Genomic DNA, 14,310 nt, shown 5'->3' on the forward strand with positions numbered 1-14,310 from the left:
GGCTACTGCACGAAGAGGTGCAGCAGGAGCCAGGAGGCGACAGCGGACGGGAGGAGCGAGTCCATCCGGTCCATCAGGCCGCCGTGGCCGGGCAGCAGCGTGCCCATGTCCTTGATGCCGAGGTCGCGCTTGATCAGCGACTCGACCAGGTCGCCCGCGGTGGCCGTGACGACGAGCACGGCACCGAACAACGCGCCCTGCCACCACTGGCCGTCGAGCAACGTCGTCACCGTGATCGCGCCGCCGACCGCGCCCGCGGTCAGCGAACCGGCGAAGCCCTCCCAGGACTTCTTCGGGCTGATCGTCGGCGCCATCGGGTGCTTGCCGAGGAAGACACCGGCCGCGTAGCCACCGACGTCCGACAGCACGACACCGATGATGAACGCGAACGCGCGACCCGCGCCGTCGTCGGGAACCACGAGCATGGCCGCGAACGCCGCGAACAACGAGATGTACGCGATCGTGAACACCGAGGCGCTCAGATCACGCAGGTAGCCGTCGGAACCGCCGCGGAACCGCCAGATCATGCACACCAGCACGGTGACCACGAAGGCGGTCATCATGCCGGAGCGCTCGAGCGGCCACGACAGCCAGATGATCGCCTGGCCGCCGATCAACGCCGGCCACAGGGCGACGTTGATGCCGGCCTTCTTGAAGGCGTTCGCGATCTCCCACGTCGACACCGCCGCGGCGGCCGCGACGATGCCGATGAAGGTCTCCTTGACGGTCAGCAGCGACACGATGATCATGGCGCCGAGCCCGGCGCCGACCAGGATCGCCGCGCGCAGATCACGTCCAGCGCGCGACGGCTTCGACGTGGGGACGTCCGCGGGACCGCCTGCCACCTGTGCTCCCATCAAGACCTCCGCCCGGCCTGGGCAATCACGCCTGCGGCGACTCGGCCGGGCGAACCATCAGTGGAACATCAGACTTCGAGAAGTTCGGCTTCCTTGTGCTTCACGAGCTCTTCGACCTGCGCGACGTAGCGGTGGGTCAGAGCCTCGAGCTCCTTCTCACCACGCGCGCCGTCGTCCTCGCCGACCTCGCCGTCCTTGACGAGCTTGTCGATCTCTTCCTTCGCCTTGCGACGAACGCCGCGCAGGGAGACCTTCGCGTCCTCGCCCTTCGACTTCGCGACCTTCACCATGTCCCGGCGGCGCTCCTCGGAGAGCTGCGGGATGACGATGCGGATGATCGAACCGTCGTTGCTCGGGTTGAGGCCCAGGTCGGAGTCGCGGATCGCCTTCTCGATGGCGTTCAGCTGGCCCGCGTCGTACGGCTTCACGACCGCCATGCGCGCCTCGGGGACCGTGATGCTGGCCATCTGGTTCAGCGGCGTCATGGAGCCGTAGTAGTCGATCTGGATGCGGTTGAACATCGAGGGAGTCGCACGACCGGTTCGGACGGAGGAGAGGTTCTCCTTCGCGACCGAAACCGCCTTTTCCATCTTCTCCTCGGCGTCGAGGAGGGTCTCGTCGATCACGACTGCTCCTTGCTCTACGTGTTCGTGCCCAATTCCCGGTCCTGGAGAGATCCCACCAGGTCTAGAAGGCCGGGCGGCCACCGGGGGTGCTGACCAGAGTTCCGATCTTCTCACCACGCACCGCGCGTGCGATGTTCCCCTCGGTGAGGAGGTTGAAGACGAGGATCGGCATGTTGTTGTCCATGCAGAGGCTGAAGGCCGTGGCGTCGGCGACATTGAGACCGCGCTCCAGCACCTCGCGATGGGTGATGTTGTCGAACATCAGCGCGTCCGGGTCGATCTTGGGGTCGGCCGTGTAGACGCCGTCGACGGCCTTGGCCATCAGGACGATCTCGCAGCCGATCTCCAGTGCGCGCTGGGCGGCCGTGGTGTCCGTGGAGAAGTACGGCAGGCCGGCGCCACCGCCGAAGATCACGACGCGCTTCTTCTCGAGGTGACGCATCGCGCGGCGCGGGATGTAGGACTCGGCGACCTGCGTCATCTGGATGGAGGTCTGCACGCGCGTGTCGATGCCGTGCTCGCGCTCGAGGAAGTCCTGCAGCGCCAGGCAGTTCATGACCGTGCCGAGCATGCCCATGTAGTCGGCGCGCGACCGGTCCATGCCGCGTTGCTGGAGCTCGGACCCCCGGAAGAAGTTGCCGCCACCGATCACGACGGCCACCTGCACGCCGGACCTGTGGATGGCCGCGATCTGCCGGGAGACTGTCTGGACGACGTCGGGATCGACGCCGACGCCACCACCGCCGAACATCTCGCCGCCGAGCTTGAGCATCACCCGGCTGTAGCCGTGGCTACCTTCTTCGCTCACAGGTCCTCTCCTTTGACCTTGGGCCGGGGGTGTGGGGGTGTGCCCCGCTGTTGCGCGGAACGACCCGGTTCGCGCTTCCCGCGAACACACCTCACCCCGAGTGAAGCCTTCTGTAGACACGCCAAGGGCGGGGTCGCTGGTACCCGCAACCCCGCCCTCGTGCGAATCAGCTCTGGCCGACCTCGAACCGAGCGAAACGGGTAACCGTCACGCCGGCCTCGTCCAGAAGAGCCTTGACCGTCTTCTTGCTGTCCGTCACGGAAGCCTGCTCGGTGAGCACGACGTCCTTGAAGAAGCCGTTCACGCGACCCTCGACGATCTTGGGGAGCGCGCCCTCGGGCTTGCCCTCCTCGCGAGCGGTCTCCTCGGCGATGCGACGCTCGTTGGCGACGAGCTCCTCGGGGACCTCGTCACGGGTGACGAACTTCGGGCGCATCGCGGCGATCTGCATCGCGGCACCCTTGGCGACCTCGGCGTTGTCGCCGGTGTACTCGACCAGGACGCCCACTGCGGGCGGCAGGTCGGCAGCGCGCTTGTGCAGGTAGACCGAGACGGTGCCGTCGAAGTCGACGGCCTTGGCCAGCTCGAGCTTCTCGCCGATCTTGGCGGAGAACTCCTGGACCAGCGCGTCCACGGACTTGCCGTCGACCTCGACGGCCTTGAGGGCGTCGACGTCCGCGACCTTGTTCGCCTTGGCGAGCGCGACGATGTCGTCTGCCAGGGCGATGAAGTCGGCGTTCTTGGCCACGAAGTCGGTCTCGCAGCGCAGCTCGATCATCGCGCCGTCCTTGACGGCGACGAGGCCGTTGGACGTGGTGCGCTCGGCGCGCTTGCCGACGTCCTTGGCGCCCTTGATGCGCAGGATCTCGACGGCCTTGTCGAAGTCGCCGTCAGCCTCGTCCAGCGCCTTCTTACAGTCCATCATGCCGGCGGCGGTCAGCTCGCGAAGCTTCTTGACGTCCGCGGTGGTGTAGTTCGCCATCGTTTTCCTTCTGCGATGTACGCGCTTAGGTCACGAGGTGCCCGCTTGTCGCGGGCACCTCGTGGGGGAAATCAGGACTGGACGGGCTGCTCGGCCGGAGCCTCGGCCGGGGCCTCAGTCGCGACGGCGGCGTTGGTGGTGAGGAGCTCCTGCTCCCACTCCGCCAGCGGCTCGTCGGTGGCGACCTCGGGCTTGTCCTGGCCGTCAGCGGCGTCGCGACGGGCACCGGAACGCTGCATGAGACCGGCGGCGGCGGCCTCGGCCACCACCTTGGTCAGCAGTGCGGCGGAACGGATCGCGTCATCGTTACCCGGAATCGGGTAGTCGACCTCGTCCGGGTCGCAGTTCGTGTCGAGGATCGCGACGATCGGGATGTTCAGCTTGCGAGCCTCGCCGACCGCGATGTGCTCCTTCTTGGTGTCCACGATCCACACGGCGCTGGGCACCTTGGACATGTCGCGGATACCGCCGAGCGTGCGCTCCAGCTTGTCCTTCTCACGGTTCATCATCAGGATTTCCTTCTTGGTGAAACCCTGGAAACCGCCGGTCTGCTCCATCGACTCGAGCTCCTTGAGGCGCTGAAGCCTCTTGTGGACCGTCGAGAAGTTGGTGAGCATGCCGCCCAGCCAGCGCTGGTTCACGTAGGGCATGCCGACGCGGAGCGCCTCGTTGGCGATGGCCTCCTGCGCCTGCTTCTTCGTGCCGATGAACAGGATCGACCCGCCGTGCGCGACCGTCTCCTTGACGAACTCGAAAGCCCTGTCAATGTAGGTCAGCGTCTGCTGCAGGTCGATGATGTAGATGCCGTTGCGCTCGGTGAAGATGTAACGCTTCATCTTCGGGTTCCAGCGCCGGGTCTGATGCCCGAAGTGCACGCCGCTGTCAAGCAGCTGCCTCATGGTTACGACGGCCATGGCCGGTTCGCACCTCATCTGTCGGACGCGCTAGGACTCGCCTTTGCGCGTCGGTTCGGTTGACGCCTCAGGCCGGTAGGCCTTCAGCCCTGGTGCCATTGCCGCCGTCCGCACCCGCGGAGCATCTCTGCACCGTCAGGACCCGTCGAACGTCGTGACTCGACCCTGCTGGGATCAGCCGGTCGGATCTGCGTTGGCACGCGAAGTCGTCCCGCGCACAGACGGGACGCGCCCAAAAGTCTACTCCCCATCCCCGACAAACTTCGAATCGCCCCCACCCCGCAGGGCGTAGTTGTCCACAACCGGCGAGTAATCCACAGTTTCCCAATACCCGCTGGTCCCCAGGGGTCCCCCTGGCCGACCGTTGACCCATGCCCCTCCTCCCCACAGCGCTGCTGCTCACCACGCTCCTGAGCCCGCCGGCCGACCGCTTCACGTGGCCCCTGCCCCCGCCACACCCGGTGATGCGCGCCTTCGAGGCCCCCGCCTCTCCGTTCGGCCCAGGTCACCGAGGCGTCGACCTCGCCTCACCGGCCGGTACCCCGGTCCTCGCCGCGGGCGACGCCACCGTCGTCTTCGCAGGCGCGGTGGCCGCCAGAACCCTGGTGTCGCTCCAGCACCGCAACGGCCTGCGCACCACCTACGAACCGATCGCGCCCGCCGTCACCGCAGGCCGCCCGGTCCGCCGGGGAGAGGTGATCGGCCACCTGCAGGCGGGCCACTGCCCGACCCCGTGCCTGCACTGGGGCGCCCGCCGAGGCCAGGCCTACCTGGACCCGCTCCGCCTGGTCAGCTCAGGCCGCGTACGCCTGCTGCCGCTGGCGGCCCCCACATAGCCGCCCACCCAGCCCGCGCCGCACGTCCCCCCTCGCGGCGCTCCCACACGGGCGCTCCCCGCCGTTCCCCAGGCGGCAGGACAGCGGCGCACCCCGACACCCGCCGCAGCGCCCGTCAGGCGCCGGGAGGCGGCGACCCGCTCACCCAGGCCGCCTCCCGGCCTACCTGACTCACGCCATCCCGCCCGCGGGGGTCGCACAACGCCCAAGAGGCGTGCACCACCGCGCCAGGCTTACCAGCGGCAGTCAAGAACGACCACCGCGCAAGTTCGGCGCCCTGCGCGGCCGTCCACCAGCGTTCGCCTGCTTGCACCGCATGACCCACCGTCCGGAGCACCACTCAGGCCACTTCGCCACCAACCGCACGACCGCCGACCGCACGACACCGTCAACGTCGGCTGCCGGTCCGGGTGGCTCAAGCCGCCCGACTCCCGGCGTCCGTGTTCGTCGGCAGCCCGATTACCGGCGCGGCTGTTCTCCACCCAGGCAACTGCGGGCCATCCGCTCACGAACCTCGGGGCGCAGGTGGCCGCCGACCGCACGGCCGTGCAGCCGGGTTCGCGTTGGCGAGGCGTTCGGTGGGCTGGCTCGGTGCTCGCCCGACTCGCGGTTCGGGCGGACGGGGCGATGCCCGAGTGGGCACGGGGCGTGCTTGGTGCAGGTCCAAGCGCCACCCGTTCGAGTGAATTAGGCCTGGCGACCGGGCAGAGAGGGGGTTCGAAGCGGCTTTGTGAGGCTCGGGAAGCTTCCCGGTACGGGTGTTCGGCAGCCCGGCACTCGCCAGGCTGCTGAGTGATCGAGGTGCGGTCAGGCCTCGGACTGCTCGTTGAGCTTCGTGCGCAGGCGCAGGACTGCGCGGGTGTGCAGCTGGCACACCCTGGACTCGGTCACGCCGAGGACCTTGCCGATCTCGGCGAGGGTCAGGTTCTCGAAGTAGTAGAGGGTCACGACCACGCGGTCGCGTTCTGCCAGCTGGGCGATCGCGTCGGCCAGCTGACGGCGGCTGTCCTGGTCGACGAGGCTCGCCACCGGGTCTTCGGCGGCGTCGTCGGGCAGCGACTCCGCCAGGGAGGAGCCGCCCTTGTTCGGGGCGATCAGCTCGTCGAGGGCGACGACGCTGGTGAGCTGCAGCTGGCCGTAGAGCTCGCGGAGTTCGGCCAGACCGATCTTGAGCTCTGCGGCGAGCTCGCGGTCGGTGGGCGTGCGCTGCAGCTTCGCGCCGAGGCGTTCGAGGGCTCGTTCGACGTCGCGGGCACGGCTGCGGACCGAGCGCGGCACCCAGTCCTGGGAGCGCAGGTCGTCGAGGATCGCACCGCGGATGCGCTGCATGGCGTAGGTCTCGAACTTGAGGCCGCGTTCCGGCTCGAACTTCTCGATCGCGTCGACCAGGCCGAAGATGCCGGACTGGATCAGGTCGGCCACGTCCACGTGTGCGGGCAGGCCCGTGCCAACGCGGCCGGCGACGTACTTGACCAGCGGCGCGTAGTGCAGCACCAGGCGGTCGCGCTGGCTCTGGTCGCGGCATTCGCCGTAGCTGCGCCACAGCGCGACGATGCCGGCCTCGACGTCGTCACCGGACCGCACGTCCGCGCGCGTCACCGCAGTCGGAACGGCCGCGGGCGTGCCGTTGACATGCGTGTTGGCACCGGGCTCGGGGGTCGCCTCGGTGCGTGGCGCGCCGTTCTGACGGTGCCCGTTGCTCGTCTGCTTCGACACTGGTGCGGGCAGGACGGGTTCAGGGGGCACGGTCGCCGTACGCGATCCTCCCCCTGCGGCGTCAGGAACGGGGGTGGGTTCGGTCATGGATCGCCTTCAGCCGTTCGACAGTGACGTGTGTGTAAAGCTGAGTCGTTGCGAGCGTAGCGTGACCAAGCAGTTCTTGGACGGTGCGCAGGTCCGCTCCTCCTTCCAGCAAATGGGTCGCAGCAGAGTGGCGCAACCCGTGCGGCCCGATGTCCGGTGCGTCCGGTACCACGGCGACGACCTCGTGCACCAGGGTTCGGACGGCCCGCTGGTTCAGCCGGCCGCCGCGGGCGCCGAGGAACAACGCCGGTGGCGAATCCGGTGCCACCAGGGCGTTTCGGCCCTCGTCCACCCATCGCCGCACCGCACGCTCGGCAGGCACGCCGAACGGCGCGCTGCGCTCGCGACCACCTTTGCCAAGAACCCGAATCACCCTTAGGGAGTAGTCCACGTCGTCGAGATCAAGACCACAGAGTTCGGCCACGCGGATACCTGTGGCGTACAGCAACTCCACCACGGCCTGATCACGCAGCGCAACCGGATCGCCCTGGGACGCGCCAGAGGATACGGCCCTCATCGCGTCCCTCGCCTGGTCTTCGCGCAACACCGACGGCAGCGTCCGATGCGGCCGCGGAGCAGCCAGCCGAGGCCCTGGATCCGAGGCCATATGCCCTGCTCTGTGCGCCCACGCGGTGAACGTGCGCGAAGCAGCGGCGCGCCGCGCAAGTGTCGTGCGGCTCGCACCCGCAGTGTGCTGCGCGGCAAGCCATGACCGCAGATTCGTCAGGTCGATGCTCCTGAGTTCAGCGTTTTCCGGGATATTCCCGGCGACATGTCCAAGCAATGCCACCGCGTCACCGACGTAAGCGCGCACCGTGTGCGGCGACAGGTCACGCTCCAACATCAGGTGCCGTTCGTACTGCCGCAACACGTCTTCCACGGTCGCCGGCAGTTTTTCGCGCAGGCGAACGAGGTCGACACGACGTGTCCGACCATGCGGCGGCGGGGACATAGGCCAAGACGCTGCGCCAGTCGGGGCGTTTGGTCAAGTATCGCCACACCCCCGCGCCATTTGAGAGCGCTCTCATGATCCGGATCACGATAACGTTTCAACTCCCTGTGACGAGCAGCGGTTCGGCGGCACTTGCAGATCACCTTTCGGAGTAGCGACGGCCGCCGGCGCCACCGTCCGAACAGCCGAGGAAATCGCTCGCCGCGCAGCACGCAAGATCGCACCCGACGGCTGCCGCCGTTCGGCACCGGCGCCGTTCCGACCTCGCAGGGACCCCAAGCAGGCGAAATGCCACCCGCGTCGCCCTGACGACAGCCCGCCGAGCCGTCGACACCTCCCTTCAGCAGAGGCGAAGCCGCAGGTCAGCCGCAACTGACTATCCACAATGGACGAAAGTCACCCCACCTCCAGCTTCTGCCAGCCCTGATCGACCTGCATTGCGAGCCCGGCGAGTTCCAGTTCGGGCAACAACGCCCGCACCCGGTCCAACGGAACTCCGGACTCGACCGACACGGCCTCGTCGCTGACGCCGCTGCGCTTCCCGAGGGCCTCGTACACCCTCATCGCCTCGCCCTGAGGTGCTCCGAGGTCGCTCTCCTTCTCATCGGGCCGGGTGGCGAGATCGTCACCGAACCGCCCCACCGACTCGACGATCTCGGCCACCGAACTCACCGACTCGGCCTGCCCGTCCCGCAACAACTCGTGACAGCCGACCGAGCTCACCGACGTCACGGGCCCCGGCACGACCATCAACGGCCGGCCCAGTGCAAGCGTGATCGCCGCCGTGTTCTTGGCTCCGCTACGCCGCCCGGCCTCCACGACCACGGTGCCGCCACCGAACGCGGCGATGAGCCGGTTACGGGTGAGAAACCGATGCCGCGCAGGCGTCACGCCGGGCGGGTACTCGCTGACGATCAACCCTTCCCGCGCAACCCTGGCAAGCAATCCCTGGTGCCCACCGGGATAGGCCATGTCCGCACCACACGCCAGCACCGCGATCGTCACTCCTCCAGCCCCGAGCGAGCCGCGATGAGCAGCACCGTCGATCCCGTAGGCGGCCCCGGAGACAACGGTCAGCCCCGCCAACGCCAACCCGTGGGCGAACTCGCCGGCAACGTGCTCGCCATATCCGCTGGCGGCCCGAGACCCGACCACGGCAACGGCCTTGTCCACCACGTCGGCCAGGAAGTGCGGTCCCCGCACCCAAAGCGCCAGCGGCTCACCGCCACATCGCCGGGCAGCGACGTTCTCGAGCGCGAGCAACGGCCACCGCGGCCACTCCTCGTCCTCGGGAATGACCAGCCGACCACCACGCCGGGCGATGAGGTCGAGGTCTGCGTGGGCGTGTTCCTCGGCCCGCCGCGCCGACGTCTGGCTGGCCACCGACGGCGAAACTTCGCCGGCCCTCACCCGTTCCGCGGCCTCGATCGGCCCGACTTCGGCGACCAGGGACGCGAGCGCCGCCGGATAGGGCTCCGCGACGCGCGACAGATAAGCCCTGGCCAGCCGAACGGCATCGGCGGCCGGTGCGGTCGGTGCTGTGGTCACCGGAACCACCACCAGGGCAACCAGCGCTGCCAGGGTTCGGGGCACCACGCATTCGGCGGGCTGACACCTGATGTGCGCCTCCTGACTGTGCATTGCAACTGCAGCAGTGCAGGCATCGCGGCCGCCGCGGTGGTGATGGAGGTCGTGGCGGGAATGAGGCGTCGGGTCATGGGCAGGCTCCTTGTTCGGAGGAGTTCATGAGGTTCGAGCGGATGGGACAGGGACGAGTAGGTGAGCGGGTCGCCCGCTGGGGAAGGGCGGGCGACCCGCTCGCACCGGACACGAGCCGAGGCTCGGAGCTCGTGTCCGGTGGGTCCGGGCGCCTGGGTTGGGACAGGCGCCCGAACGTTTCGGTGGGCGGGTGCCGGGCGCGGAGCGGGAGTGGGGCTCCGCGCCCGGCTGCATGGGGCAGGCCGGGTTCGGGGGTGACGCACGCCGAGGGACGGCCTGGGACGGCGGGAGCGGGAGTGCGGCAGGTCTGAGAGTTGGGATGGGGATGTCGGGTGGAGATGGCGGCAGGGTGCAGGCGCAGGTGGTGGAGATCGCGCTGCTGGGGCGGAGACGCAGGTAGTGGGGTAGTGGTGACGGTGCGGCAGATCGGTGAGTGGCGGGTCAGGCGAGCAGCGGGTCAGGCGAGCAGCGGGTCAGGCGAGCAGCGGGTCAGGCGAGCAGCGGGTCAGGCGAGCGACCGGCGGCTTGGGGCGGGCGATGAAGCTCCGCATCTCGTAGTGGTGCGCGGGGGCTGTGGTGGCTGGAGCTGCCGAGGAAGGGCTGCGAGCTTGGGCGAGGCTGTGCCGTCTTGAGGGACGAGGATCGCTTGGGTAAGGACGACCCGGCCTCGGTCCGGGTGAGGGCGGGATCAGGGGGCTCGGCGTTCTCGGAAGTGGAGGGCTGCGGCTACGTGGTCCTGGGTTGGGCGGTCGGCTTCTGCCAGGTCGGCGAGGGTCCAGGCGACGCGTAGGCAGCGGTCGGCGCCTCTGCCTGTCAGGGCTCCTAGGGCGAGGGCTCGGTCCAGGAGGGCCGTTGTCGGCCTTGGGAGCGCGAACTCTCGGCGTAGGGCTGGGCCTGGCACTAGGGCGTTCGCCGGCCAGGTGTGGCCGTGGGCGGACCAGCGGGTGGCGGCTCTTGTCCTGGCTTTCAGGACTCTGGCTCTTACTACCGCTGTCGGTTCTGGTGGGGTGGCGTCTGCGTTCGCCATGGCCGTTGTCGCCCTCATCCGGACCCTCAGGTCCACGCGGTCGAGCAGCGGGCCGGAGAGGCGGGACTGGTAGCGGCGGCGGACTGTGGAGGTGCAGATGCAGTCCGTTTCCTTCGGTGGGGCGCAGGGGCACGGGTTGGTGGCGAGGATCAGCTGGAAGCGGGCCGGGTAGCGGGCTATGCCGTCTCGGCGCGGGATGCGGACCTCGCCCTCTTCCAGGGCCGTGCGGAGGGTGTCGATGGTCTTCTGGCCGAACTCGCAGGCCTCGTCCAGGAAGAGGACGCCCTTGTGAGCGCGGGAGGCGGCGCCTGGCTTCGCCATGCCGCTGCCGCCGCCGATCAGGGCCGCTATCGACGTCGTGTGGTGGACGTTGACGAACGGCGGGCTGGCTACGAGGGGGTAGTCGGAGGAGAGGACGCCCGCTACCGAGTGGACGGCGGTCACCGCCAGCGATTCTTGGCGCGTCAGCGGTGGGAGAAGGCCCGGGAGGCGTTCGGCCAGCATCGTTTTGCCGGTGCCCGGCGGGCCCGTCAGGAGGAGGTGGTGGGCGCCTGCCGCGGCCACCTCCAGGGCCCAGCGAGCCTCTGGCTGGCCCACGACGTCGGCCAGATCCGGGACGGCCGGGAGCGGTGGGTCGGCCGGCTGCGGTGGCGGGTGCAGCGGCACGGGCTCACTGCGGAGCCAGGCGAGAACTTCGGCGAGGGTCTGGGCGCCGTGGAGGTCGATGCCGTCGACCAGGGCCGCCTCCGGCAGGACGTCCACCGGGACGATCGCTGTCGTGAGGCCCGCACGGCGGGCTGCGAGCAGGGCGGGCAACGCGCCGCGGACCGCGCGGACCCGGCCGTCGAGGGCCAGTTCGCCCAGCAGGACGGTGGTGGTCAGGCGCTCGCACGGGACCGAGCCGGCGGCGGCGAGGGTGGCGCAGGCGATGGCGAGGTCGTAGCTGCTGCCGCCCTTGGGCAGGTTCGCCGGGGACAGGCCCAGGACGATGCGCTGCTTCGGCCACTCCTCCTCGCTGTTGCGGACGGCGGCCTTCACCCGCTCCTTCGACTCGTGCAAGGACGCGTCGGGCAGGCCCAGGAGGTGGGTGCGGGGCTGGCCCACGCCCACGTCGGCCTCGATCTCGACCGCGATGCCGTCGACGCCGTAGAGGGCGACGGACCAGGCCTGCGCCAAGCCCATCTCAGGCTCCCCGCAGGTGCTGCAGGCGCGGCTCGCCGGAGGGAGGCCAGGTGACCGAGATCAGGTCGACGCGGACGTTGCACCAGCCGACGCCGTGCGACGCGAGCCAGCGCAACGCCGTGCGGCGCAGGCGTGAGAGCTTGCGTTCGTCGACAGCCTCGTCCGGGCGGCCCCAGGCCGGGCCGGACCTGGTCTTGACCTCGCAGACGACCAGGCGGTCGCCCTCCACGGCCACGACGTCGAGCTCACCGTCGCGGCACGTCCAGTTCCGCGACAGGACGACCAGGCCCTGCCCCTCCAGGTACCTGCACGCCAGATCCTCGCCCTGGCGCCCCATCTCCTGCTGCCTGGTCTCGACCAGTGCCTGTGCCACCACTGCCCTCGCCTCCCTGCGGGTCGTTGGACACGACCTTGCAGGGCGGGACGGGGTGGGCGACCGGGCCGCGGGGAATCTGTGGACAACTCGGCGGCTGTGGACAAGTCGGCCGTTGTAGATCTTGGAACGGCGGAATCGTCGGTGGGGTGTGCTAGGAGCGTGGCCCGAAACGCCGCCGTGAGAACTCGCGGCCGCACGGGCTCATCGCGGCACCGCGGACGGCACCGCCAACGTTTCGGGTCACTCCTCTTTCAGCTGGGGAAAGGGCCGCTCTCCGGCAGTCGGAGATCGGGCTTGTCCAGCTCTTCCACGTTCACGTCCTTGAACGTGATGACACGAACGTTCTTGACGAACCTCGCAGGGCGGTACATGTCCCACACCCACGCATCCGACATGCGCACCTCGAAGTACACCTCGCCGTCGGCGTTGCGCACCTGCACGTCCACCGAGTTGGCCAGGTAGAAACGCCGTTCGGTCTCCACGACGAACGAGAACTGGCTGACTATGTCGCGGTACTCCTTGTACAGCGACAGTTCCATCTCGGTCTCGTACTTCTCGAGATCCTCTGCACTCATTACGCCTCCGCGCGGGTCATCTGCTCCGCGCCCTCACTCGTCGCGAGCTCCCCGGCGTCAGCCGGGGTTGCATCATTCTGGACCACGGCCTGCGCGGTTGTGCCGCGCGCCACCCTGTGCGGCGCGGCGAGACCGTGCTTGGCAGCCGCCGCTGCCACATTTACATACGACCAGCGATGCTCCGCACACGGCCCGTGTTCCATCAACGCTGCCGTGTGGTCGGGCGTGCAGTACCCCTTGTGCACGTTGAACCCGTATTCGGGATGACGATCATGCAGATCCGCCATGATCCGGTCCCGCGTGACCTTGGCCAGCACCGATGCCGCCGCCACGCACGCCGCGGCCTGGTCGCCCTTGAGCACCGCCACGTTCGGCGCCGGCATCCCCGGCACCTTGAAACCGTCCGTCAGCACGTATCCGGGGTGCGTCTCCATCTGCGCCACCGCGCGCCGCATGCCCTCGATGTTCATGACGTGGATGCCCAGCCAGTCGATGTCGGCAGGCGGAACGACCACCACCGAGTGATCCAGCGCACGCTTGAGCACCAGGTCGTACATCCGATCGCGGGCAGCGGCCGTCATCAGCTTCGAGTCGTTCAGCCCTTCGAACCGCGAAGCATCACCCGGTCGAAGGACACACGCGGCGATCACCAACGGACCGGCGCACGGGCCGCGGCCCGCCTCGTCCACGCCGGCGACCGGTCCCAGGCCCCGGCGCTCCAGCGTGCTCTGCAACGCCCAGTTCCCCGCCGAGCCCCGCACCACCGCGCGGGGCGGCATCAGCATGGTCATCGGCGGAATCGGTCTCGCACTCGACGCCCGAGCAGCAGAAGCGGCCACGCACCGACGATACCGAGGCCCAGCGGGACGTTCTCCTGCCAGCCCGGCGCACCCATCGAGACGACCTGCGGGTTGTGGTCGGACACCCCGCCCCACCTCGACGGAGGCAGCACGATCACGCGCGCCTTGCCGATCACGTCGTCCACCGGCACGAGCCCGTTGAGCCCGCCCTGGCCCTGGCAGCGCGAGTCGCACGAATGATTGCGGTTGTCGCCGAGCACGAACAGCATCCCGTCCGGGATCTTGATCTCCTCGAACGACTCCTGCTCGGCCGGCGTGCCCACGTCGAAGTGTTTGTACGGCTCGTCGAGCGGCTTGCCGTCCACCGTCACGCGGTTCTGCTCGTCGCAGCACTTCACGGTCTGCCCGCCGACGGCGATCACGCGCTTGACGAAGTCTTCCTCGTTCGCCGACGGCAGCCCGACCAGCGAACCGAGCCACGCCAGCCCCTGCGAGATCGGGTTGCCGGGCTCCGCGGAGACGAAGTCGTTCTGCCACGACGGCGGCCCGCGGAACACGATCACGTCGCCCGGCGCCGGATCGGTGAAGCGGAAGGTGACCTTGTCGACGAGCACCCGGTCGCCGTAGCAGTCGGTGCACCCGTGCAGTGTCGTCTCCATCGACTCGGACGGGATCATGTAGACGCGGCCGAGGAAGATCTGGATACCGATCGCGAGGCCGAACGCGACCAGGATGAGGATAGGCAGTTCCTTCCAGAAGTTGCCCTTTTTCTTCTGCTTCGCGGGCTTGTCCGAAGCGTCCGAACTGGGCTCGTCACCGGGAGGGTTCTGCTCTGGAGCGTCGTCGACCACGA

The 14,310-nt window shown here is 68.9% G+C and carries 14 protein-coding genes; 1 reads left to right on the top strand and 13 read right to left on the bottom strand.

Annotated elements, in window-relative coordinates:
- Positions 1–2: 2 nt before the first annotated feature.
- The 5 genes from IG04_RS0127615 to rpsB form a co-directional block, all read right to left on the bottom strand.
- Positions 3–857 carry a phosphatidate cytidylyltransferase gene (locus tag IG04_RS0127615; RefSeq protein ID WP_030479646.1) on the bottom strand — a complete coding sequence of 285 codons (855 nt, stop codon included), beginning with the start codon at positions 855–857 and terminating at the stop codon, positions 3–5.
- A 68-nt stretch (positions 858–925) separates the two neighbouring features.
- Entirely contained in the window at positions 926–1,483 is a 558-nt protein-coding gene (frr, locus tag IG04_RS0127620; protein ID WP_030479647.1) for a ribosome recycling factor, read from the bottom strand.
- Between the two features lie 61 nt (positions 1,484–1,544).
- Entirely contained in the window at positions 1,545–2,255 is a 711-nt protein-coding gene (gene pyrH, locus IG04_RS0127625) for a UMP kinase (protein ID WP_420843932.1), read from the bottom strand.
- 202 nt (positions 2,256–2,457) lie between these two features.
- Positions 2,458–3,273 carry a translation elongation factor Ts gene (gene tsf, locus IG04_RS0127630; protein WP_030479649.1) on the bottom strand — a complete coding sequence of 272 codons (816 nt, stop codon included), beginning with the start codon at positions 3,271–3,273 and terminating at the stop codon, positions 2,458–2,460.
- 71 nt (positions 3,274–3,344) lie between these two features.
- Positions 3,345–4,187, bottom strand: coding sequence for a 30S ribosomal protein S2 (gene rpsB, locus IG04_RS0127635; RefSeq protein WP_030479650.1), 843 nt, complete (start codon positions 4,185–4,187; stop codon positions 3,345–3,347).
- Between the two features lie 371 nt (positions 4,188–4,558).
- Between rpsB and IG04_RS0127640 the strand changes: the two genes are divergently transcribed.
- Positions 4,559–5,023 carry a M23 family metallopeptidase gene (locus IG04_RS0127640; protein WP_051770800.1) on the top strand — a complete coding sequence of 155 codons (465 nt, stop codon included), beginning with the start codon at positions 4,559–4,561 and terminating at the stop codon, positions 5,021–5,023.
- A gap of 807 nt (positions 5,024–5,830) precedes the next feature.
- Here IG04_RS0127640 and IG04_RS0127645 read toward each other — a convergent pair.
- The 8 genes from IG04_RS0127645 to lepB all read right to left on the bottom strand — a co-directional run bounded on the left by IG04_RS0127645 (position 5,831) and on the right by lepB (position 14,308).
- Entirely contained in the window at positions 5,831–6,826 is a 996-nt protein-coding gene (locus tag IG04_RS0127645; protein ID WP_030479652.1) for a FliA/WhiG family RNA polymerase sigma factor, read from the bottom strand.
- Entirely contained in the window at positions 6,801–7,778 is a 978-nt protein-coding gene (locus IG04_RS0127650; RefSeq protein WP_030479653.1) for a tyrosine recombinase XerC, read from the bottom strand. The genes IG04_RS0127645 and IG04_RS0127650 overlap by 26 nt, the downstream gene beginning before the upstream one ends.
- A 396-nt stretch (positions 7,779–8,174) precedes the next feature.
- Complete coding sequence (gene dprA, locus IG04_RS0127655; protein WP_030479654.1) at positions 8,175–9,326, bottom strand: DNA-processing protein DprA; 1,152 nt, start codon at positions 9,324–9,326, stop codon at positions 8,175–8,177.
- 859 nt (positions 9,327–10,185) lie between these two features.
- Positions 10,186–11,706: a YifB family Mg chelatase-like AAA ATPase gene (locus IG04_RS0127660; protein WP_030479655.1), complete on the bottom strand. Its 1,521-nt coding sequence runs from the start codon at positions 11,704–11,706 to the stop codon at positions 10,186–10,188.
- 1 nt (position 11,707) lies between these two features.
- Positions 11,708–12,079 carry a YraN family protein gene (locus IG04_RS0127665; RefSeq protein ID WP_245816249.1) on the bottom strand — a complete coding sequence of 124 codons (372 nt, stop codon included), beginning with the start codon at positions 12,077–12,079 and terminating at the stop codon, positions 11,708–11,710.
- A gap of 254 nt (positions 12,080–12,333) precedes the next feature.
- Positions 12,334–12,657 (bottom strand): DUF2469 domain-containing protein, encoded by a 324-nt coding sequence (locus IG04_RS0127670; RefSeq protein WP_030479657.1) that lies wholly within the window; start codon positions 12,655–12,657, stop codon positions 12,334–12,336.
- Positions 12,657–13,448 carry a ribonuclease HII gene (locus IG04_RS0127675; RefSeq protein ID WP_030479658.1) on the bottom strand — a complete coding sequence of 264 codons (792 nt, stop codon included), beginning with the start codon at positions 13,446–13,448 and terminating at the stop codon, positions 12,657–12,659. The genes IG04_RS0127670 and IG04_RS0127675 overlap by 1 nt, the downstream gene beginning before the upstream one ends.
- Positions 13,445–14,308, bottom strand: coding sequence for a signal peptidase I (gene lepB / locus IG04_RS0127680; RefSeq protein WP_030479659.1), 864 nt, complete (start codon positions 14,306–14,308; stop codon positions 13,445–13,447). The genes IG04_RS0127675 and lepB overlap by 4 nt, the downstream gene beginning before the upstream one ends.
- Positions 14,309–14,310: the final 2 nt, after the last annotated feature.

The organism is Lentzea albidocapillata, assembly GCF_000719115.1.
GTDB classification, from domain to species: domain Bacteria; phylum Actinomycetota; class Actinomycetes; order Mycobacteriales; family Pseudonocardiaceae; genus Lentzea; species Lentzea albidocapillata.

Bases quoted from the DNA above. Each gene is read 5' to 3' on its own strand.
- IG04_RS0127615 (WP_030479646.1), bottom strand. From the start codon at position 857: ATGGGAGCACAGGTGGCAGGCGGTCCCGCGGACGTCCCCACGTCGAAG.
- pyrH (WP_420843932.1), bottom strand. From the start codon at position 2,255: ATGCTCAAGCTCGGCGGCGAGATGTTCGGCGGTGGTGGCGTCGGCGTC.
- tsf (WP_030479649.1), bottom strand. From the start codon at position 3,273: ATGGCGAACTACACCACCGCGGACGTCAAGAAGCTTCGCGAGCTGACC.
- rpsB (WP_030479650.1), bottom strand. From the start codon at position 4,187: ATGGCCGTCGTAACCATGAGGCAGCTGCTTGACAGCGGCGTGCACTTC.
- IG04_RS0127640 (WP_051770800.1), top strand. From the start codon at position 4,559: ATGCCCCTCCTCCCCACAGCGCTGCTGCTCACCACGCTCCTGAGCCCG.
- IG04_RS0127645 (WP_030479652.1), bottom strand. From the start codon at position 6,826: ATGACCGAACCCACCCCCGTTCCTGACGCCGCAGGGGGAGGATCGCGT.
- IG04_RS0127650 (WP_030479653.1), bottom strand. From the start codon at position 7,778: ATGTCCCCGCCGCCGCATGGTCGGACACGTCGTGTCGACCTCGTTCGC.
- IG04_RS0127660 (WP_030479655.1), bottom strand. From the start codon at position 11,706: ATGGGCTTGGCGCAGGCCTGGTCCGTCGCCCTCTACGGCGTCGACGGC.
- IG04_RS0127670 (WP_030479657.1), bottom strand. From the start codon at position 12,657: ATGAGTGCAGAGGATCTCGAGAAGTACGAGACCGAGATGGAACTGTCG.
- IG04_RS0127675 (WP_030479658.1), bottom strand. From the start codon at position 13,448: ATGACCATGCTGATGCCGCCCCGCGCGGTGGTGCGGGGCTCGGCGGGG.